16 protein-coding genes and 1 pseudogene are annotated in these 20,832 nt (G+C 71.0%); 7 read left to right on the top strand and 10 right to left on the bottom strand.

Going from position 1 to position 20,832, the window contains the following annotated elements:
• Positions 1-270 precede the first annotated feature (270 nt).
• A complete protein-coding gene (locus KSNIM_RS31100) occupies positions 271-2,697 on the top strand; it encodes a SpoIIE family protein phosphatase (protein ID WP_263106449.1) in 2,427 nt (808 codons plus the stop codon).
• Between the two features lie 213 nt (positions 2,698-2,910).
• On the opposite strand, the gene KSNIM_RS31095 is transcribed toward KSNIM_RS31100, so the two are convergent.
• Together KSNIM_RS31095 and KSNIM_RS31090 are read right to left on the bottom strand one after the other, a co-directional pair.
• A complete protein-coding gene (locus tag KSNIM_RS31095; protein ID WP_263106448.1) occupies positions 2,911-3,507 on the bottom strand; it encodes an NADPH-dependent F420 reductase in 597 nt (198 codons plus the stop codon).
• 41 nt (positions 3,508-3,548) lie between these two features.
• A complete protein-coding gene (locus KSNIM_RS31090; RefSeq protein WP_263106447.1) occupies positions 3,549-4,367 on the bottom strand; it encodes an inositol monophosphatase family protein in 819 nt (272 codons plus the stop codon).
• A 140-nt stretch (positions 4,368-4,507) separates the two neighbouring features.
• Here KSNIM_RS31090 and KSNIM_RS31085 point away from each other — a divergent pair, with 140 nt between their 5' ends.
• On the top strand, positions 4,508-5,413 hold the full coding sequence (locus KSNIM_RS31085; protein WP_263106446.1) for a LysR family transcriptional regulator: 906 nt from the start codon (positions 4,508-4,510) through the stop codon (positions 5,411-5,413).
• Between the two features lie 137 nt (positions 5,414-5,550).
• Here the strand turns inward: KSNIM_RS31085 and KSNIM_RS31080 are convergent, their stop codons facing one another.
• Positions 5,551-6,243, bottom strand: coding sequence for a TetR/AcrR family transcriptional regulator (locus tag KSNIM_RS31080; RefSeq protein WP_263106445.1), 693 nt, complete (start codon positions 6,241-6,243; stop codon positions 5,551-5,553).
• An 80-nt stretch (positions 6,244-6,323) separates the two neighbouring features.
• On the opposite strand from KSNIM_RS31080, the gene KSNIM_RS31075 reads away from it, so the two are divergent.
• Positions 6,324-7,478: an FAD-dependent oxidoreductase gene (locus KSNIM_RS31075; RefSeq protein ID WP_263106444.1), complete on the top strand. Its 1,155-nt coding sequence runs from the start codon at positions 6,324-6,326 to the stop codon at positions 7,476-7,478.
• A gap of 248 nt (positions 7,479-7,726) precedes the next feature.
• Here the strand turns inward: KSNIM_RS31075 and KSNIM_RS31070 are convergent.
• From KSNIM_RS31070 to KSNIM_RS31045, 6 genes and pseudogenes are all read right to left on the bottom strand, one after another.
• Positions 7,727-7,846 (bottom strand): annotated as a pseudogene (locus KSNIM_RS31070) (family 1 glycosylhydrolase); the annotation flags it as partial.
• Positions 7,847-8,098: 252 nt separating this feature from the next.
• The gene (locus KSNIM_RS31065; protein WP_263106443.1) at positions 8,099-9,325 is read right to left on the bottom strand and encodes an ROK family protein; all 1,227 of its coding nucleotides are present in this window, start codon (positions 9,323-9,325) and stop codon (positions 8,099-8,101) included.
• A 12-nt stretch (positions 9,326-9,337) separates the two neighbouring features.
• Positions 9,338-10,615 carry a sugar ABC transporter permease gene (locus KSNIM_RS31060; protein WP_263106442.1) on the bottom strand — a complete coding sequence of 426 codons (1,278 nt, stop codon included), beginning with the start codon at positions 10,613-10,615 and terminating at the stop codon, positions 9,338-9,340.
• Entirely contained in the window at positions 10,612-11,391 is a 780-nt protein-coding gene (locus KSNIM_RS31055; protein WP_263106441.1) for an ATP-binding cassette domain-containing protein, read from the bottom strand. Before KSNIM_RS31055 ends, KSNIM_RS31060 begins: the two co-directional genes overlap by 4 nt.
• Positions 11,392-11,465: 74 nt before the next feature.
• Positions 11,466-12,560 carry a sugar ABC transporter substrate-binding protein gene (locus KSNIM_RS31050; protein ID WP_263106440.1) on the bottom strand — a complete coding sequence of 365 codons (1,095 nt, stop codon included), beginning with the start codon at positions 12,558-12,560 and terminating at the stop codon, positions 11,466-11,468.
• Between the two features lie 729 nt (positions 12,561-13,289).
• Entirely contained in the window at positions 13,290-14,189 is a 900-nt protein-coding gene (locus tag KSNIM_RS31045; protein WP_263106439.1) for an endo alpha-1,4 polygalactosaminidase, read from the bottom strand.
• A 63-nt stretch (positions 14,190-14,252) separates the two neighbouring features.
• Here KSNIM_RS31045 and KSNIM_RS31040 point away from each other — a divergent pair, with 63 nt between their 5' ends.
• The 4 genes from KSNIM_RS31040 (at position 14,253) to KSNIM_RS31025 (ending at position 19,712) form a co-directional block, all read left to right on the top strand.
• Positions 14,253-14,504 (top strand): hypothetical protein, encoded by a 252-nt coding sequence (locus tag KSNIM_RS31040; protein WP_263106438.1) that lies wholly within the window; start codon positions 14,253-14,255, stop codon positions 14,502-14,504.
• Between the two features lie 589 nt (positions 14,505-15,093).
• Positions 15,094-16,599 carry an arabinofuranosidase catalytic domain-containing protein gene (locus KSNIM_RS31035; RefSeq protein ID WP_263106437.1) on the top strand — a complete coding sequence of 502 codons (1,506 nt, stop codon included), beginning with the start codon at positions 15,094-15,096 and terminating at the stop codon, positions 16,597-16,599.
• Between the two features lie 150 nt (positions 16,600-16,749).
• Positions 16,750-19,149 carry a ricin-type beta-trefoil lectin domain protein gene (locus KSNIM_RS31030; RefSeq protein ID WP_263106436.1) on the top strand — a complete coding sequence of 800 codons (2,400 nt, stop codon included), beginning with the start codon at positions 16,750-16,752 and terminating at the stop codon, positions 19,147-19,149.
• Positions 19,150-19,421: 272 nt separating this feature from the next.
• The gene (locus KSNIM_RS31025) at positions 19,422-19,712 is read left to right on the top strand and encodes a hypothetical protein (protein WP_263106435.1); all 291 of its coding nucleotides are present in this window, start codon (positions 19,422-19,424) and stop codon (positions 19,710-19,712) included.
• Here KSNIM_RS31025 and KSNIM_RS31020 read toward each other — a convergent pair.
• A complete protein-coding gene (locus KSNIM_RS31020) occupies positions 19,705-20,829 on the bottom strand; it encodes a flotillin family protein (protein WP_263106434.1) in 1,125 nt (374 codons plus the stop codon). The genes KSNIM_RS31025 and KSNIM_RS31020 overlap by 8 nt on opposite strands.
• Positions 20,830-20,832: the final 3 nt, after the last annotated feature.

Raw genomic sequence — 20,832 nt, 5'->3', positions numbered from 1 at the left:
GGGTCCGCGGGGACGCCTTCGCCTGCAACGCCGCAACGGTGCCCGTCGAGGAAGGCCCGGCGCTCCCCGCACCGTTCCGACGACATCGCCCTGCTGCTCACCGCCTGCCGCGCCGAGCGGGTCCCGCAGGTCGGCTGACCGCCGGCGGCCGGACCCACCGGCCCCGGCACGTCCCGTTGCGGCCGTCACGTCCGCCGCGGTGCTGCATCCGGTCCGCGGCGCGGCCGGTCCTGGCACGTCGGGTGATCCGCCCTCGGAGATACTGGCGATATGGACGCACCGGTGCCCGCGTTCGGCGAGGCTCCAGAGGACCCCTTCGCGGTGGCCCGTTCGGCGTGGGCCGTCCTGGACGACCGCGGCACGGTCGTCGGCTGGAGCGAGCGGGCCGAGGCCCTGCTCGGCCACCGGTCCGGCGAGGCGCTCGGCCGCGCGGCCGCCGAGTTCCTGGTCCACCCCGCCGATCGGGATGCGGTACTGAAGGCGATCGCGGAGTGTGCGCGCGAAGACGGCTGGTACGGGGTGTTGCCGGTGCTGCACCGTGACGGCCGCAGGGTGGAACTGGGCTTCCGGGCCCGTGCCGTGACCCGGGTCGACCTGCGTTCCGAGTGGTTCCTGGTCATGGCGCCGGCCGAGGAGGTGCTCCAGTGGGAGACGGACCGGTCGGTCCTGGACGGTCTCTTCCGGCGCTCCCCCATCGGCCTGGCGGTGCACGCCCCCGACCTGAGCATCCTGCGGGTCAACAGGGCGATCGCCCGGTTCAGCGAGGTCCCGGTCGAACAGCACCACGGCCGTCTGATGGGTGACTTCCTGATCGGTCCCGATGTGGAAACGATCGATGCGCTGCTGCGACAGGTCCTGGAGACGGGCGAGCCGCTGATCTTCACCGAGCAGCCCTGCCGGGTACGGCGGGATCCCGACCGTGAGCGCATGGTGGCGATCTCGGCCTTTCGGATGCAGGACCCTTCGGGCCGGGTTCTCGGGGTCACCCAGACGGTGGAGGACGTCACTGATCGTTTTCGGGCCCGGCGCCGGCTGGCGCTGCTCAATCGGGCGAGTGCCCGGATCGGCACCACCCTGGACGTGGCGCAGACCGCCCGGGAGCTGGTCGACGTCGTGGTCCCCGATCTGGCGGACGCCGTCGCGGTGGACCTCCTGGAGCCGGTGATCCGCGGCGAGGAACCCGTTCAGGGGGCATCCGGGCCGATGCGCAGAGCGGCGGTCCGGGCGGTCGAGCAGGCCGCGCTCGATGTGATGTACCCGGTCGGCGAGGTCTTCTCCCTGGATCCCCGCACGCCGCAGGCCAAGTGCCTCATCGGGCAGGCGCCGGTGCTCGAGTTCGAGCTGGAGTCCAGCCCCGGCTGGTACTTCCAGGACCCGGAGCGCTCCAGGCGCGCCGTCGCCCTGGGCGCCCACTCGCTGCTCGTGGTCCCGCTGATCGCCCGCGGTCTGCTGCTGGGCATCGTCAGCCTGTGGCGGGCCGGACGGCCCGAACCGTTCGAGCAGGACGATCTCACGCTCGCCGAGGAGCTCGCGGCCCGCGCCGCCGTCTGCATCGACAACGCGCGCCGCTTCACCCAGCAGCACCAGGCGGCGCTGACCCTGCAACGCAGCCTGCTGCCGCACACACTGGTCGAGCACCGCGCCGTCGAGGTCGCCCACCGCTACCTGCCGGCCGATCCGAGCTCGGGCATCGGCGGCGACTGGTTCGACGTGATCCCCCTCTCCGGCGCCCGCGTCGCCCTGGTCGTGGGCGACGTGGTCGGCCACGGCCTGCACGCCGCGGCCACCATGGGCCGCCTGCGCGCCGCCGTCCACGCCCTGGCCAACCTGGACCTCGCGCCGGACGAGGTGCTCGCCCACCTGGACGATCTGGTGAACCGTCTGGCCGATGAGCAGGAGGCGGCCGACGGAGGTCCACCGGGCCGGCAGATCGTCGGTGCCACCTGCCTCTACGCGGTGTACGACCCCGTCGCCGGGCAGTGCACGCTGGCGCGGGCCGGCCACGTACCACCCGCGCTGGTGACTCCGGACGGCCGCTTCAGCCTTCTGGACCTGCCCCCCGGGCCTCCGCTGGGCCTGGGCGGGCTGCCCTTCGAGGCTGCCGAACTGCACTTCGCGGAAGGCAGTCTGCTGGCGTTGTTCACCGACGGGCTCATCGAGACGCGGGACCGCGACCTCGACATCGCGCTGCAGCGGCTGCGCGAGGCACTGTGCCGGCCCGCCCGGTCGCTGGAGGAGACCTGCACGGCCGTGGAGGACGCCCTGCTTCCGAGGCCTTCCCACGACGACGTCGCACTGCTCATCGCCCGGACCCGGGTTCTCGAAGCAGAGGACGTGGCCTCCTGGGAGCTTCCCGCGGACCCCACCGCTGCCGGCCTGGCCCGCGAGTTGACCACCTCCACGCTGGCCGAGTGGGGGCTCGGGGAGCTGACCTTCACCGCCACACTGGCCGTCAGCGAGCTCGTCACCAACGCCTACCGCTACGGCGGGGCACCGGTGATCCTGCGGCTGATCCGCGACCGCTTCCTGATCATCGAGGTCTCGGACGGCAGCAGCACCTCACCCCACCTCCGCCGCGCCCGCATGACCGACGAGGGCGGCCGCGGCCTCTTCCTGGTCGCCCAGCTGACGGAACGCTGGGGTACGCGCTACGCCCGGGACGGCAAGACCGTGTGGACCGAGCTGCCGCTGCCGTAGCGAGGACCGAAGCCTCTCCGGATGCCGGCCGGGGATCGAGTGCGGGCGGGCTCGGTGGACATCGCCGACCAGGCGAACCCGACCGGGGACGAGTCGATCGATCGTGCTGCGTCATGCAGGGCGCGCTTGCGGGGCTCGCCGGGGTCCGCGAGCGAGCTCGTCATCTGCACGAGGCGCTACGGCAGGCCACCGATCAGGGGTGGTGTGCCGGGGTCAGCGGGTGATCGAGATCGCGAAGGGTGTGAATCCGCTGGAGCGGATGACGTGGGGGACGAACAGGATCGCGGCCTCCGTGGCGCGGGCGGTCCGGATCCCGCCGAGGTCGGTGATCCATTCCTGTTGCCAGCCGAGGTCGGTGAGGAGTGCGCGGACGGTCTGCTTGGCCTCGGGGTCCTCGCCGGAGAGGAACACGGTGGGCGTCTGGGTGAGCGTGGCCGGGGCGGTCATCACCGGGAAGAGCATGGTGTTGAGGGTCTTGACGACGTGTGTTTCGGGGAGTGCTTCCTGGAGTTGCTCGGCGAGGCTCGAGCCGGGGTGGAGCAGGTCGGCGGGCAGGCCGTCCGGTCCGTCGGTGGTGGCGTTGGAGACGTCGACGAGGATCTTGTCGCGCAGTTCGTCGCGCAGGGCGGCGAGCCGGTCCAGGGAGCCGTTGCCCGGGGTGGCGTTGATGACGATCCGGGCGGTGCGGGCGGCGTCGGCGGCGGCGCCCGGGGTGCGGTCCGCGACGGTCACCTCGTGTCCTGCGCGGGTGAGGGCGGCGGCCAGGTTGCCGCCGACGCGGCCGTTTCCGAGTACGGCGATCGTGGTCATGAGGTGTGGTCCCTTGTCGTGGGTGCGGGTGGGGTGGCCGGTCAGCGGGAGAGGGTGGCGACGGCCTGGGCGTGGATACCGGGCGCTGCGGCCAGGAAGCCGTCGCTCTGCGGGGTCCAGGGGCGGCCCTCGGCGTCGGAGATCCGTCCGCCGGCCTCGGTGACGAGGAGCGCGCCGGGCAGCAGGTCCGCGCGGGCGCCGGCGAACTGCCAGAAGGCGTCGATCCGGCCGGCGGCCACGTTCAGCAGGTGCAGGGTGGCGGGCACGGCGGTGCGGACGACGAGCGCGTCGAAGAGCATCGCGGTGATCGAGGCGCCGACGCGCCGCACGACGTTCTCGTCCTCGTCGGGCCGGGCCTGGCTGGTGGCCACGACGCCCAGGCCGAGGTCCGCGGTCCGGGAGACCTGCAGGGGCCGGCCGTCGAGGTGGGCGCCCGCGCCGGTGAGCGCGGTGTAGGTCTCGCCGGTCAACGGCAGGTGGACCGCGGTGAGCACCGGCTGGTTGTCGCGCACCAGGGTGGCGGTCACCGCCCACTCCGGCAGGGCGTGCAGGTGGTTGACGTTGCCCTCGGCCGGATCCACGACCCACCACTCGCCGGGCGGCAGCGCCCCGCCGTCGAGTTCGTCCTCCACCCAGCCGGCGTCCGGGCGCAGGCCCGTGAGGCGGGGGCGCAGGATGCCGAGGGCGGCGTCGTCGTTGGCGGCGAGCGCGCGCATCAGCTCTTCGCGGGTCCGGTAGCGGACCACCTCGCCGAACCGCTCGCGCAGTGCCGAACCGGCCTCACGCACGGCGGCCGCGGTCCGGTCGAGCAGGTCGGCGTCCAAGACGGCGACGTCAGTGGTTCGAAGCGTTGCGGACATGGTGGAACTCCCGTCTGAGCAAGGGGTGATGACGAGGACTTCGGGCCAGGCCGTGCGTTCCGTCCTGCGCCGTGGTGATGACGCTATCCACCCCATCCATTAACATCAAATGCATGTCAAGCACGGCTGGAATTACTCCCATGCAACTGGATCTGAATCTGCTCACCGCGCTCGACGCGCTGCTGGAGGAGGGCAGCGTGGCCGGGGCGGCCGCACGCCTGCACGTCACCGCCCCCGCGATGAGCCGGAGTCTGGGCCGGATCCGGCGCACGACCGGGGACCAGATCCTGGTGCGCACCGGTCGCACCATGACCCCGACGCCCTATGCGATCGCCGTCCGGGAACAGGTGCACGCGCTGCTGCACCAGGTCCAGGGGGTACTGGCACCGAGCCGCGAACTCGATCCGGCAACGCTGGAGCGCACCTTCACACTCCGCTGGCACGATTCCCTGGTCGCCCTCGGCGGCCCCGCGCTGCTCGCGGCCGTACGCGGACAGGCGCCGGGCGTGCGACTGCGCTTCGTCGCGGAATCGAGCACCGACACCCCCGAACTGCGACGCGGCGAGGTCGATCTGGAGGCGAACGCCAACCTCCCGAGCGCGCCCGACATCCGCGCCGAGCACGTGGGCGAGACCCGCCTCGTCGTCGCCATGAGGCACGGGCACCCCCTCACCCGTGGCGGGACGGTCACCGCGCAGCAGTACGCCGCCGCCGAACACGTCACCGTCTCGCGACGCGGAAACCTCAGCAACGCCGTCGACGACGCCCTCACTCGGCTCGGCCTCACCCGCCGCGTGGTGGCGGCCGCCCCCACCGAAGCAGCCGCGCTGCAGTTCGCGCGCGGCACCGACCTCCTGGTCACCGTCCCCGAAACCACCCTACGCACCGTGGCCGCCGACCTCGGCCTGGCCGCACTCCCCCTGCCGCTCGAACTCCCCTCGGCACCGGTATACCTGTCATGGCACCAGCGCTACGACACCGACCACGCCCACGCCTGGCTGCGCGCGCTGGCGCGAACCGCACTGGCCACCTGCGGAGCGTCGTAGCCGACGCCGCACGGCCGCTTCACCGGGACACGTCCACCCTCCGGGATCGCCTCACAGCACGGCCGGGCGGGGCCGGCCACCCGTCCTGAGCGCGCGGCACCCGGCTCCTGGCCGGCCCTGGCCCACTCGGGTTCGAGTCAGGTCCGAGAGGACGGACCTGGGTGGGCGGCCCCGATGCCGCCCAGGATGAGGTCGATGCCGGCCAGGAACTGCTCCCGGTCGTCGTGCTCGGGCAACTGCGCCGCCACCCGGTGCACGAACGGGTACCGAGCGGGATCGAGCTGGGCCCACTGCTGGGCGATCTCGCCCAGGAAGACCGTCCGATCGGTCCTGTGCGCGTGCAGGCGGGCGTTGGCGGCGTTCTGTCCGGCGACGCCGAGGACATGGATCACGAGCGTGGACGTGGCGTCGAACTGCGCCTCCTCGGGCACACCGAGTTCCTCCAGCCGACTGCCGAAACCCTCGAAGATCTGCGGAATCGCGGCCAGCCACGGCGCGCGGGAGAGCTGGGTGCCGACCCAGGGGTGCACGTCGATCGCGTCGAAGAGCCCGAGCGCGAGGGCCCGGATCGCCTCCCGCGGACGCGCGCCGCCGGCCGGGTCCGCCATGACTCGGGCGATCACGTCGTTGGTGGCCGCCGCCAGCAGGTCGTCCTTGTTGGCGACGTGCCAGTAGATCGCCCCGCTTCCGGTGGCCAGGTGGGCCGCGAGCGCGCGGAAGGTCAGCGCGCCCTCGCCGCCGGAGTCGAGGATCTCGATCGCGGCCTCCACGATCCGTTCCTTCGACAGCGCGTCCGTGCGCCGTACAGCCCGCTGCTTCTTGATGGCCATGACCAAAGTTTGACATGAATGGATCGCTGTTCCAACATGAGAATGGAACAGCGTTCCATCATGGCTTCGAAGGGAACACCATGACGACACCGGTCACGATCATCGGCGCGGGCCTGGGCGGCCTCACCCTCGCGCGCGTCCTGCACATCCACGGCATCCCCGCCACCGTCCACGAGGCCGATCCCTCCGCCGAGTCCCGCGCCCAGGGCGGGCAGCTCGACATCCACGAGGAGGACGGACAGCGTGCCCTTGCGGACGCCGGCCTCACCGACGAGTTCCGCGCGATCATCCACGAGGGCGGCGACGCCGCCCGGGTGCTCGACCGGCACGGCACGCTGCTGTTGGACGTCCCGTCGGACGGCACCGCGGCACGCCCCGAGGTGCTCCGCGGCGACCTCCGCCGGATCCTGCTCGACTCCCTGCCCGAGGGGACGGTGCGCTGGGGCAGCAAGGTCACCGGCGTCAGACCGCTCGGCGGCGGCCGCCACGAGCTGACCTTCACCGACGGCTCGACCGAGACCAGCGACATCCTGGTCGGCGCGGACGGCGCCTGGTCCAGGGTCCGGCCCCTGCTCTCCGACGCACGGCCCGTCTACACCGGCACGACGTTCGTCGAGACCTACCTGCACGACGTCGACGAGCGGCACCCCGCGACGGCCGCACTGGTCGGCCGAGGCGCCATGTACGCACTCGCCCCCGGCAAGGGGATCGTCGCCCACCGCGAGGCGGGTGGCATCCTCCACACCTACGTCGAACTGAACCGCTCGGCCGAGTGGATCGCCGCCACGGACTTCACCGACGCCGCGGCCGCGACCGCCCGGGTCGCGGCCGAGTTCGACGGGTGGACGCCGCACCTCACCGCGCTGATCACCGACGGCGAGACCATCCCGGTGGTACGCATGATCCACACCCTCCCGGACGGACACCGCTGGGACCGGGTACCCGGCGTGACACTGCTCGGTGACGCCGCGCACCTGATGCCGCCGTCCGGCGACGGCGCCAACCTGGCGATGTTCGACGGTGCCGAACTCGGCAAGGCCATCGCCCGGCACCCCGACGACGTCGAAGCGGCGCTCGCCGCCTACGAGAAGGAGCTCTTCCCACGCAGCGAGGCCTTCTACGCGGACGCCCACGAGATTCTCGACCTCTGCCTCGGCGAGCGCGCACCGCAGAGCTTGGTCGACTTCTTCAGCGGGCGCCCGGGGGAAGACGCCGAGGCGGTGGCACAGTCCTGAAAGCGACCACCGCATTCGGACGACCGGGGAAGGCGGGGCTCGTCCTCACCACGTGAACCGGCGGGAGGTCGACCCGGCGCACGGGGCGGTGCTCCCTGCGAGTCCCGACCCACGCCTCCCGGTCGCGGGGCGCACACGAGGGGACGGCTGCACCGATCCACGGCAGTCGCCGAACAGGGCCGCGCCACCCGGATGCCCCCTCTGCCGTGGCCGAAGGGTCATACATCCCCCGGGCGACGTGAGCCCAACTACTGTGGGCTGTGGGCCCGATGAGCGGCGACCAGGTCGCGGTACCAGGCGCAGGACGCCTCGGGGGTGCGCACCTGCGTGTCGGAGTCCACGTGCACCAGGCCGAGGCGCTGGTGGTGGCCCTCGGCCCGTCGAACACGCTGTCATCGTATTCGCCTGCCAGACCGGGCCAGTAGGCCAACCTCGACGAGCCGCAGGCTGCCCGAACCAGCGCGCCAGGTTCAGGAGTCATCACGCCCGAACCAGCGCGCCAGGTTCAGGAGTCATCACGCCCGAACCAGCGCGCCAGGTTCAGGAGTCATCACGCCCGAACCAGCGCGCCAGGTTCAGGAGTCATCACGCCCGAGGCGATGGCACGGACGGGCTCAGCGTCATGGGCGGGCCTGGCGTTGCTCCGAGATACGGGTGAGCGTCTCCAGCGGCCGGGTGAGCACCTCGGCGAACGCCAGTTCCGCGGCGCCGATCAGGACGGTGTCGTCGCCGAGTTCGCTGACCCGCAGCCGAAGTTTCTCCCGCACCGCGGCAAGGGCATTGGTGTTGATCTGGCTGCGCACCTGTGCGGCGGATCCGAGGAAGACGTCCCGGAGGGTGCCGCCGAGGATGACCAGGTCCGGATCGAAGAGGTTGACGACGTTCGCGATGCCGATGCCGAGCCAGTCTCCGACCCGGTGCAGGGCCTCCCGCGCGGTGACGTCGCCACGGTCGGCGGCGGTCACCACCGACCGCACGGCGTCGGCCCCGGTGAGGCGGCCGTCCCGGCCGGCGGCTTCCAGGAGGGCGCGCTCACCTGCCTCGGCTTCCAGGCAGCCGCGGGCACCGCAGCCGCACGGCCGTCCCCGGTACGGGTTGACGGTCATGTGGCCGACCTCGCCGGCGTATCCGCGTTCGCCGCGCAGGAGTTCACCGTCGATGATCACTCCGGCGCCGATGCCGATCTCGCCGTGGAGGTAGACGAGGTTCTGGCTTCCGCGGCCGATGCCGCGCCGGTGCTCGGCGAGCGCACCGAGATTGGCCTCGTTCGCGACGAGGACCGGGACGTCCAGGCCGAGCCGGTCGGCGAACGCACCGGCGAAGTCGACGCCCTTCCAGCCCATGTTGGGGGTGAGGCTGACCAATCCGTCGGGGTGGCGGACGATGCCGCGTACCGCCACGGCGACGCCGACGCACGAGCTGTCGGCCGGTGCGCGGGCCAGCATCTCGCGGGCGAATCCCGCGAGGACGGCGGCCACTCGCGCGGGGTCCTCCGGGTGCCCGTCGGGCCACGGGCACTCGCGCCGGTCCAGGAACACGCCGCCGAGTCCGATGAGGGCTGCCGCCAGGCGCTCCACGCCCAGGTCGACCGCCAGGACGTGCACACGGGTGGACTCCGGCCGGACGACCAGCGAGGGCCTCCCGGCCCGGCCGGTCTCCTGCGGCAACTCCTCGCGGACCAGGCCCGCGGCCGTCAGATCGCCGACCAGGCCCAGGATGGTGCTGCGGTTGAGACCGAGCCGGGTCGCCAGGACGGCCCGCGAGGTCGGCCCGTCGAAGTGGACGAGGCGCAGCAGGGCACCCAGGTTGTGCTGGCGGACCTCTTCCTGGGAAGGACCGGCTTTCATGGCGGGTGACCCTCATCGTCGGGCTGTGCGGCGGCGGGACATGGCGTCCACACCGGCGGCCACCAGCAGAACCGATCCCGTGACAGCGTACTTGACGCCCGAGCTGTACCCCATCAGGCCCATGCCGTTCTGGATCACCGCGACGACCAGGCCGCCCAGCACCGCGTCGACGACGCGGCCGCGACCGCCGAACAGGCTGGTGCCGCCGATGACGGCGCTGCCGACGGCGAGCAGCAGGACGTTGCTCCCGCCGGTGTTGGGGTCCACGGAGTTGCCCCGGGAGGCAGCGATGATGCCGCCGACGGCCGCCAGGCAGGAGCAGATGACGAAAGCGGCGGTGCGGATGAAGACGATGTTGATCCCGGCCCGGCGGGCGGCTTCGGCGCTGCCGCCCACGGCGTAGATGTGCAGGCCGAAGCCGGTCCGCTGCAGGGTGAACGTCCCGAGCAGGACGAGGGCCCCGATCACGGGTACGACGACGGGCACGCCGGTGAGGGAGCCGATGACGATGTTGCGGCTGCGCTCCTGGTTGAGCAGGTACACGGCCGCGCCGCCGAGCACGACGACGGCGCCGGTCCGGATGGCGAGGAGTGCCGCCGGGGTGCCGGCGAGGCCCCGGCCGCGCCGGTCGCGGCTGCGGCGCAGTTGCAGGGCGGCGTACCCGGCGACGCAGCAGGCCAGCAGGACCCAGCCGAGGGCGGGGCTGAGGTTGTCGTTCGCGATGGCCAGGACGGTGGGGTCCTTGATGGAGACGTTCGTGCCTTCCTTCAGCAGGATCAGGACGACGCCCTGGAAACCGAGGAACGCGGCCAGCGTCACCACGAAGGAGGGGATGCCGACCTTGGCGACGAGCGTGCCGATGAGCAGGCCGATGACCGCGCCGGTCAGCATGGCGGCGGCCACCGCGGCGTACCAGGGCCAGCCGTGATTGGTCAGCAGGATGGCCAGGACCGCGGCGCAGACGCCGCTGGCGTAGCCGGCGGACAGGTCGATCTCGCCGAGGAGCAGGACGAAGACCAGCCCCATGGCGATGGCTATGCTGCCCGCGCTCTGGGTGAGCAGGTTGGCGAAGTTCAGGTTGGACAGGAAGACCGGGCGCAGCAGGGAGAAGAACACGCACAGCACGACCAGGCCGGCGACGGCGGGAAGGGCGCCGAGCTCGCCCGCGCGCACCTGGTCGAGGTAGCCGCGGCCGATGTCCGCCAGGCCGGCGGTCAGGGGTCGGCCTTCCACGGAGTCGGTGGGCCGGTTCGGCCGCTCGGGCTTCTGGGGGGCGAGGGCGGAGGTCATGCGGCGGCTCCGTTGGGGGTGGTCCGGGGGCCCAGGTCGCCGCTGCGGCCCGAGGTGATCAGTTCGACGACCTGAGCGTGGGTCACGTCGGAGGCCTTGACCTGAGCGGCCATCCGTCCGAGGTACAGCGCGGCGATCCGGTCGGAGACCGCGAAGACGTCGTTCATGTTGTGCGAGATGAGTACGACGGCCAGCCCGTTGTCGGCCAGCCGGCGCACGAGTTCCAGGACCTGCGCGGTCTGGGCGACGCCCAGCGCCGCGGTGGGCTCGTCGAGGACCACGAGCTTGCTGTTCCACAGCACCGCCTTGGCGATGGCCACGGTCTGGCGCTGGCCGCCGGAGAGGCTGGAGACCTTCTGGCGAAGGGACTTGACGGTCCGTACCGAGAGCCCCCTGAGCGTCGCGGCGGCCATCTCCTCCATGGTCGAGTCGTCGAGCACCATGCCCCGGCGCTTCTCCCGCCCCAGGAACATGTTCTGCACGATGTCGAGGTTGTCGCACAGCGCGAGGTCCTGGTAGACGATCTCCACGCCGAGTGCGGCGGCGTCGCGCGGGCTGTGCACCTGGACCGGCCGGCCTTCGAAGAGGTAGTCCCCGGCGTCGAAGGGGTGGATCCCGCCGATGCACTTGACCAGCGTCGACTTGCCCGCGCCGTTGTCGCCGACGAGTGCCGTGACCTCCCCCGCGTAGGCGCTGAGCGCGACGTCGTGCAGGACCTGGACGGGGCCGAAGCTCTTGTTGATCCCGCGCAACTCGAGAGTCGGGGTTTCTGTCATGGGTAAGGCTCCTGGGAATTGGCGGAGTGGGCCCCGCCCCGCCGAGGCCGGGGCCCACTGGTAGGGCCGAGCGCCTACTTGATGCCGGCCTTCGTGCACAGCGCGTCGTAGTCGCCGGTGCACAGCTGTGCCTTGGTGACGTAGCCGTCGGTGATGACGTCCTGGATGTTGCTCTTGGTGATGGCTTCGGGGGTCAGCAGCACCGACGGCACGTCACGCTTGCCCGTCGGGTCGTTGACGGTGGCGCTGGTCTGGCTCTTCTTGCCGCCGGCCAGCTCCACCGCGAGGGCCGACGCCGCGTCGGCCTCCTTCTTCACCGCCTTGTAGACGGTCATGCACTGGTCGCCCGCCAGGATGTTCTGCAGACCCTGCACGGTGGCGTCCTGACCGGTGATCGGCACCTGCCCGTTGCGGTGGTTCTTGCGCAGCACGGCGATGGCCGAGTTCGCCAGACCGTCGTTGGCGGCGAGCACCCCGCCGACGTCCGGCCGGCTGGTGTACATCTGCTCGAAGATGGTCTGCGCCTGGGCGTTGTCCCAGTCGGGGACGGACTGGTTGGGGCCCTTGGTGTACTCCCCGGAGGCGTACTTCGGGTCCAGCACGCTGTTGTAGCCGTTGGCGAAGAGGGTGGCGTTGTTGTCCGTCGGGGAACCGTTGAGTTCGGCGACGACGGGGTTCTTGGTGCCCATCTCACTCAGGCACTTCGCCAGGCCCTGGCCTTGGAGCTTGCCGACCTGGGTGTTGTCGAAGCTGACGTAGTACTGGGCGGAGCCGCCGAGGGTGAGCCGGTCGTAGTCGATGGTGGCCACGCCCTGGGCCTTGGCCTTGTCGAGGACGGCCTTGCCGGTGCCGCTGTCCAGGTTGACGATGACCAGCACGTTCACGCCGCTGGTGATCATCTGGTCGGCGATGGTCTGGAACGCCTGCTTGTCGCCCTCGGCGTTCTGGATGTCGTAGTCCACGCCGGCGGCCTTGAAGGCCGCGGCGAGGTACGGCCGGTCCGCGGTCTCCCAGCGGACGGACGACTTGCTGTCCGGCAGGATCACGCCGATCTTCGGCTTCTTGGCGCCCGCCGAGTCGGCACCGGAGCCCGAGGAACCGCAGGCGGTGACCGTGGAGAGCAGCGCCGCCGACACGGCGGCGGTGGCGAACAGGAGTCCCTTGCGCATGGGCAGGGTCCTTTCGAGGCGTGTCCGACCTGCGCCGGACGTGCGTGGCTGATGAAGGGTGGGATGGGCACGAGCACGAAGCGGGGAAGCAGCCGGCCCCCTGTTTGTTGCCCGCGACAACATACGGCCTGCGGTGAGGCCCGCCAAGCCCTCGCGGCGACCAGCGTGCGTAACGATCGAGTCACCGGAACTTGGCCAGGGCGCCGGGTGCCCGAGGTGCGCCGAGCGCTCGACTCGGCGCACGGGCGCATGTGGAACCCGCGCCGGCCGGGCCTGCCACGGGCCTTCCGGTTCCGTGATCCCCGATCAGTCGCATTCCCCGCGGGATCACCCGGACCCCCGTCAGGTCCCTTCCGGAACCGGCGACCGTCGGTCGCGGGGCCGATCAGGCGATCGAGCTCACCGGGGTGCCGGAGGCGGTGGAACGCCGCACGACCCAGGACAGGCGCTGGCCAGGCGCGTGGAACGGCTCGGCCTTGCACGTCAGCGGCGTGATCAACAACGCCGGGTCGCCACCTTCGCCCCTTCCACGCTGCGGACCCGGCACGACCGCGCCAGGAGATCGCCGCCGGCGTGACCGTGGTGGCCGACATCAGCCGCGCCTTCATCGAACAGCTGCGCACGGCGGGGGCGCGGGGTACCGGTCAACGTGGCGCGGAGAGCGCTCGTGCTGAGCTCACCGGGCCCGTCGACGTCGTCAACACCGGGCGTCGCGCGCACCGGACCGGCTCAGCAGGTGCGGCGCCGGTACCCACCGTCCCCGGCCGGGACGACGTTCCGGTCGCGCAGGACCACCGACAGCCGCTTGCCCCACGACCTGCATGCGGCGGCGAGCCCCTCGGCCTTGTACTCGATGACGAAGACCCGGTCGTCGTACGCGTCGGCGTAGGCGCCGCACTCGTCGTACTGCCCGCATTCCTCGGCGACCGCGAAGTCGAACCCGAGGCCGCGCCCCTGCCGGGCCAGGCCCGCGGCGTTCTTCTGACCGATCGCCAGACCCCGCGCGTGGGCCCGGTCGACCAGCAACTTCCCGAAGGACAGGTCGTGGTCGGCGGTCAGGAGCCCCTCGGACCGCTCGTGGGAGTCGAGATTGTCGGCCTCGACCGCCTGGAATCCGGCTGCGGCGCAGCCGTCGATCCACTCGCCCACGATCCCGGCGAGCTGTTCGCGCTTGGCAGCCGTGGAGATGTCAAGCAGGGCCTCGTGCCAGTCCCGGTCGACGACGGGTGCGTCGCCGGAGCGGAGCAGCAGGTCGGGGTGGTGGGCCTGCCACCAGTCGGTGGCGTCCGGCTGGGCCTGGAAGGCGTTCACGTAGCAGATGTTGTACAGGCCGGGCGCGGGCTGCGCGGCGCGGTCGCGGGAAACCGCGCGCACACCGGGCGGCGGCGGGTAGGCACCGCCGATCTGGTAGTCGAAGGAGATGCCGGGCTCGGGCAGAACCACCGCACCTCCGCCCCCGGCGTTCGCGCTTGGTGCGGCAGCGGTCGACGGAGCGGCGGACGACCCGTCCGGCACAGCGGTGTCATCGCCGTCGGACGCCGCGCATCCGCTCGCGGCCGCGGCGAGCACACCGCACAGGGCCACCACCGTCAGCACGCGGTGCAGGGCTGGGCGGGCTCGGTCGGCCATGGTACTGGTCTCCTGTCGATCTACGGTCAAGCGCTCTGCCGGCGACGAAGGACAGCCGAGGACATGGGGTCGGCAGGACGCCGCCACCTGGGACGCGCCGAACGCGACGCCCGGTTCCTGCCCTGTTCGGATCTCGATGCAAGGCTGCCCGCTCATGGCGCCGAAGCCGCCGTCGATCGGAATCCGAGCGCCGGCGGTGCAGCCGGCATCGGGGCCGTCGAGGTGGACGACTCCGGCAATCTCCTCGGGTTCGGCGACCCGGCGGAACGGGGGCGGCGCCCGGAACTCCATGACGGGATCCTGTCCGCCGTGTGACCGTGGCCTCCGACAGAAGGGCCGGACGGGCCTGCCGGGTGGTCGTTCGGTGCGGCCGGAATCTCCGCCTGCCGTGATGCCGCGACAGACGGCCCAGAGCCGACCGAGTTCCCGGCAGGCGATGCCGATTGGCGTCGTCGCCCCGCCGAAAGCCTGTATTGCACATCTCTTGAAGTGCAGCCGACATATGTGTCAGTCTCATTTCGCCGCCGCGGGCGTCCAAGGCGGCACGCAGCGCGCACCGGCGATCCCCCTCCATTCATTGTGAGCGCTCACAATGAGGGACCTGCGGCATCCCTCGCGGCAGTGCCTGTGACGCAAGGAACGGCTCCGAGCTGGCTGAATGACCGCTCCATCCGGCCGATGTCGGGAGTCCGCGCGGCCGACCGCTGCCTGCGCGAACTCGCACCACCGCCGCGTCCTCCGGTGAGCCGCCCGGGCAGCATCCGAGCGGTCATTGCTCCGCACATGAGACGGATCCATCGCGCCGAGAGTGTCGTACCAATGGCGGACCTCGGCGACAGCAGGGCCCCGCCACTGGCCCGCAGTCGCCGTGCCGAACCCGCGTCCCTACCCCAAGGAGGCTCCGATGCACCACCGCACGTCCTCCCTCTCCCCCGGCTTACGCCCGGTCGGCCTGGCCGCTGTGCTGCTGCTGGTCCTCGCGACAGCGATGGCTGTCGTCGGCGGCCGGGCCGCTGCGAGCAGTCCCACCGCGGAGGCGAACTCTGCCGCGGCAGCGTCGCTGCCCTGTGACCTCTACGCGGCCGGCGGCACGCCCTGCATAGCGGCCCACGCAACCACCCGGGCGCTGTTCGCGGGCTACCACGGCCCGCTGTACCAGGTCCAGCGCGGATCCGACCGCACCTACCGCGACGTGGGCCTGCTCTCCGTCGGCGGCTACGCCGACGCGTCGGCCCAGACGTCCTTCTGCGCCGGCACCTCGTGCACCATCACCAAGATCTACGACCAGACCAGCCACCACAACGACCTGCCCGTCTCGTGGGGCGGCTACTGGAAGGGACCGGGCCCGAACGGCGCCGACGTGGGCGCGGACGCCTCGGCACTGCCCGTCATGGCGGGCGGGCACCAGGTCTTCGGCGTCAAGGTCACGCAAGGCGTGGGCTACCGCGTCGACCATGCCGACGGAGCTCCCACCGGCGCCCAGCCCGAGGGCATCTACATGGTGACCTCGTCCGAGTTCACCAACCAGTGGTGCTGCTTCGACTACGGCAGCGGCGAGAACAGCCACACCGACACCGGCAACGCCACCATGAACGCCATCTACTGGGGCAACGCCTGCTGGTTCGGAGGCTGCACCGGCACCGGCCCCTGGGTCGAGGCCGACCTGGAGAACGGGATGTTCCACACCGACACCGGCTCCAACAAGGACCCCGACAACCAGGGCATCCACTACCCCTTCGTCACCGCCCTGGAGAAGAACAACGGGACCGGCAACTTCACCCTGAAGTACGGCAACGCCGCGAGCGGCGGGCTCACCACCACCTACTCCGGTGCCCTGCCCAACGGCTACTCGCCGATGAAGACCGGCAGCTCCCTGCTGCTCGGGACCGGGGGCGACAACAGCGTCTCCGGCCAGGGCGAGTTCTTCGAGGGCGCCATCACCGCGGGCTTCCCCTCGGACACCACCGAGAACGCGGTGCAGGCGGGCATCACCGCCGTCGGCTACGGCAAGGCCGGCGGTGGCGCGGCCGCTCGGCTGCGCAGCACCAGCGCCAACCGCTGTCTGGACGTCCCGAACAGCAGCCAGAGCAACGGCGCCCAGACGCAGCTGTGGGACTGCCACACCGGCACCAACCAGCAGTGGACACAGACCGGCGCCAAGGAGCTCCGGGTCTTCGGCGGCATGTGCCTGGACGCCGAGGCCAAGGGCACCACGAACGGCACCCGGGCGATCATCTGGGACTGCAACGGTGGCACCAACCAGCAGTGGAACCTCAACGCGGACGGCACGGTCACCAGCGTCCAGTCCGGCCTGTGCCTGGACGTCAGCGCGTACGGCACCGCCAACGGCACCCTGATCCAGTTGTGGCAGTGCACCGGTGCCGGCAACCAGAAATGGGCCCGCAGTTGATGGACCCGCAGTTGAGCTGGGACGCCACCGGCGTTCCAGCCCACGCGAGAACCCGTCCCCGGCCGGCACCGTCCCGGGACGGCTCCATGAGAGGGCGGTGCTCCAGCCACACCCGCCCTGCCCACCACCATGCGAGGAGAGAGCGATTCCATGACAACCACCCGACGCAGACTCCCTGCGTTCAGCCTCACCCGCGGGGCCCTCGCCGCGGCTCTGGCCGCCGCCGGCGTCGTGGCCGCGCCCGCCGCGGTCTCGCAGGCGGCGACGATGACCACGCTGTACGTTTCGCCGACCGGCAGCGGTACCGCGTGTTCCTCCTCGATCCCCTGCTCCCTGACCCAGGCGAAGACCTCCGTCGAAGCCGTCAACGGGAGCATGACCGGTGACATCGTGGTGCAGCTCGCGGGCGGAACCTACCGGCTGACCGCGCCGCTCACGCTCGGTAGCGCGGACTCGGGCAGCAACGGCCACCGGGTGATCTGGCAAGCCGCGCCGGGCGCGAGCCCGGTGCTGTCGGGTGGGCAGCAGGTGACGGGCTGGACCCTGAAGGACTCCGCGAACACCATCTACGCGGCGCCGGTCCCGACCGGTGTCGACTCGCGGCAGCTGTACGTCGACGGGATGCTCGCGCCGCGGGCGGCGATCGCGATCTCGCGCAACGACGTGAACATCACCGCCACCGGGATGACCATCGTCAACTCGGCGCTGAACTACCTGGCCACGCTGCCGCAGCAGAACCGGATCGAGCTGGAGAGCCAGAACTCCTTCACCGACCGCTTCGCCCCGGTGCAGTCCATCAGCGGGACCACCATCACCATGCAGCAGCCGGCCTGGAACAACAACAACTGGGGGTACGACACCCTGGCCAAGCCCTTCGCCGGCGGATCGCTGCAGCTGGAGAACTCGTACGCGTTCCTGAAGTCCACCGGGCAGTGGTACCTGGACCCGCAGGCGGGCCAGCTGTACTACAAGGCCCCTGCGGGCTGGCAGGCCACGGCCCACGACATCGAACTGCCCCGGCTGAACTCCCTCCTGCGGATCGGCGGCAGCTACACCAGCCCCGCACACGACATCACCGTCCAGGGCATCGCCTTCCACCACACCACCTGGCTTCAGCCCGGCACCAATGTCGGCTACGCCGACCAGCAGAGCGGGGCGTTCCTGGCGAGCACCTCCACCCAGCCCTCGGACTTCATGACCTCCTGCCAGGCGGGGTGCCAGCTGTTCGAGGCCGCCCGCAACAGCTGGAACCAGGTGCCGGCGGCCGTGCAGGTCTCGGCGGCCTCCTCCATCACCTTCTCCGGGAACTCCTTCTCCCACCTGGGCCAGGTGGGCCTCGGCATCGGCAACGACGCCGACGCCCACGCCTCCGGCGTCGGCCTGGGAGCCTCCGGCATCACGGTCTCGGGCAACACCTTCACCGACGACTCCGGGGCGGGCATCGTCGTCGGCGGCGTGCAGCCCGACGCCCACCACCCGTCCAACACCGCGATGACCAACCAGAACATCACCATCCAGGACAACCGGATCAGCGACGTCGCCAAGGACTACAAGGACATGGCCGGGATCCTCTCGACCTACGTCACCCACGCCGTCATCACCCACAACGAGGTCTCGGACCTCGCCTACGACGGCATCGACGTCGGCTGGGGCTGGGGAGCCAACGACGCCGGCGGCAGCCAGGACTACCGCGACCGCGGCCTCTACAACTACCAGCCCGTCTACACCACGGCGACGACCCTGAAGAACACCGTCGTCAGCTACAACAAGGTGCACGGCACCAAGAAGGTGTTCCACGACGGCGGCAGCATCTACACCCTGTCCGCCAACCCGGGCACCAGCATCGACCACAACTACGTCTACGACAACAGGAACACCGTCGGCCTCTACCTCGACGAGGGCTCCCGCTCCGAGACCCTGAGCAACAACGTGGTCCAGGACTCGGGCGTGTGGGCCTTCACCAATGCGAGCAGCAGCAACAACACCAACGACAGCACCTTCTCCGACAACTGGTACAACGGCGGCGCCACCCAGGTCGCCACCGGCGCTCCGCACAACAACATCCTCACCGGAAACGTCCAGGTCAGCGGCGTCAACTGGCCGTCCGGGGCGCAGCAGGTGATCGCCCAGGCGGGCGTGACGGGCGGCAGCGGCACCACCGGAGCCGTGCACGCCGTGGGCGCGGGCAAGTGCCTGGACGTACCGAACGCGTCGACCACCCCCGGCACCCAGACCCAGATCTGGGACTGCAACGGCCAGACCAACCAGACCGTCACGCGTACCGCGAACGGCGAGTTGACGGTCTACAGCGGCTCCAGCCGACTCTGCCTGGACGCCTACGGCAAGGGCACCACCAACGGCACCAAGGTCGCCGTCTGGCCGTGCAATGGCCAGACCAACCAGCAGTGGACCTTCAACTCCAACGGCACGATCACCGGAGTCCAGTCCGGACTCTGCCTGGACGTGACCGGCGCCTCCACCGGCAACGGCGCGCTGGTCCAACTGTGGGCCTGCAACGGCCAGTCCAACCAGCAGTGGTACCTCTCCTGACGGTGCCCTCTCGCGAACTCCGTCGGCGCACCGGGGCCCAGCCCGGTGCGCCGGCATGAGGCATTCCTCCCGGGCGGGTCTGTCGATCAAACACGTTGGGACACCTCTCCGATCCCAGCCGCTTGACCCAGAGAGGTGCCGTTCTTCTTACAGACCCTCCCGGGCTCACCGCAGACCCGAGGAGCCCGGGATTTGCCGTGCGCGGCCCCGCGCGATGGTTGACGGCAGCGGCCGGCGGCGTGATGGGAAGCCGTCGGCTGAGGTCGGGATTCATGGGGGTGCGCATGGGTGGGGACGTAACGATCAGGCTCAACAGTGATGGGGCACCGGGGGTGTCGCACTGGCTGGAGCGCCTGCAGATGACGGACCTCTGCCACATGATGGACGATCCGGCGGTCTGGGCTCCGATCCACAGGATCGCCGGAACGCTGGACAAGTCGCTTGACGAGTTGTTCGCCCCGGCCTACGAGCAGCGGCTCTCGGCGGCTCGTCAGCGCCTGCTGCCTGAGGACCCGAAGGTCCGGCTGTTGCCCCGCACAACGAACGGCGTTCCCATCACGTGAGGCCGGCCGGCTCGCCGTCCTGTTCGCCGCGGCCCTGCGGCGCCCCCAGGCCCCGGCGGACCGAGTCCATGATCGTCAGGCCCTGGCCGACCAAGCCGGCGGCGATCTCGCCCAAGCCGTCGGCGCCGTTGAGAACATTGACATTGGCGCCCGCGAGCCCACCGGCCGCCTCCTTGACGATCTGCGGCAGCTGGTCGATCAGCATCCGGTCCAGCGCCACCCGGTCGTGCGAGGCCGCCGCCTCGGCCTGGATCTTCATCCGCTCCGCCTCGGCCAGTGCCAGGACCCTGATCCGCTCGGCCTCCGCCTCGGCCGGCTTCACGACCTCGGCGACCAGCTGCTGCTCGCGCAGCTCGGCCGCGCGCTGGGCCAACTCGGTCTGCGCCGTCAGCACCTCCTGCTGCGCGTGCGCCTGCGCCAGCGGGCCGGCCTGGGCTGCCTGGGCCTGGGCCCGATCCACCTCGGCGGTGTACTGCGCCTTCACGACGGCCGTCTCCCGGGCGTACTCGGCCTGCTTCCGGGCGGACTGCTGCTCCGCCTCCACCGCGGCCTGGGTGGCCTGTGCCTGGGCGATCTGGGCCTGGCGCTGGATGGCCGCCCGGTGCGGGGCCGACATCGCGGCGATGTAGCCGGTGTCACCGTCGTCGATCGACTGAATCTGGAGCGAATCGACGATCAGGCCGATCTTCGCCATCTCGGCCTTCGAGGTGTCGAGCACCTCGGTTGCGAGTTTCTGCCGCTCGGTGACGATCTCCTCGACCGTCATCGAGCCGATGATGGCACGCAGGTGCCCGGCGAAGATCCGGCCGGTCAGCACGGACATCTGGTCCTGGTCGGAGAGGAAGCGCTGGCCGGCGTTGACGATGCTCTCGGTGTCGTTGCCGACCTTGAAGGCGATCACCGCCCGCGCCGTCAGCGCGATGCCCTGCTTGGTGACGCAGGTTTCGGCAACCTCCGCCTCGCACATCGCCAGGGTCAGGAAGCGGACCTTGCGGAAGATCTGCAGGACGAACGCCCCGTGCCCGGTCACCACGCGGAACGGCGCGCCTGCAAGGCCCCGTCTTCCACCGGAGATCAGCATCGCCTGGTCGGGGGCGGGAACGCGATAACCGAACATCCT

Origin of the sequence: Kitasatospora sp. DSM 101779 (genome assembly GCF_025655475.1) — a bacterium.
In the GTDB taxonomy this organism is placed as follows: domain Bacteria; phylum Actinomycetota; class Actinomycetes; order Streptomycetales; family Streptomycetaceae; genus Kitasatospora.
This window is presented reverse-complemented; position numbering and strand designations above follow the sequence as displayed.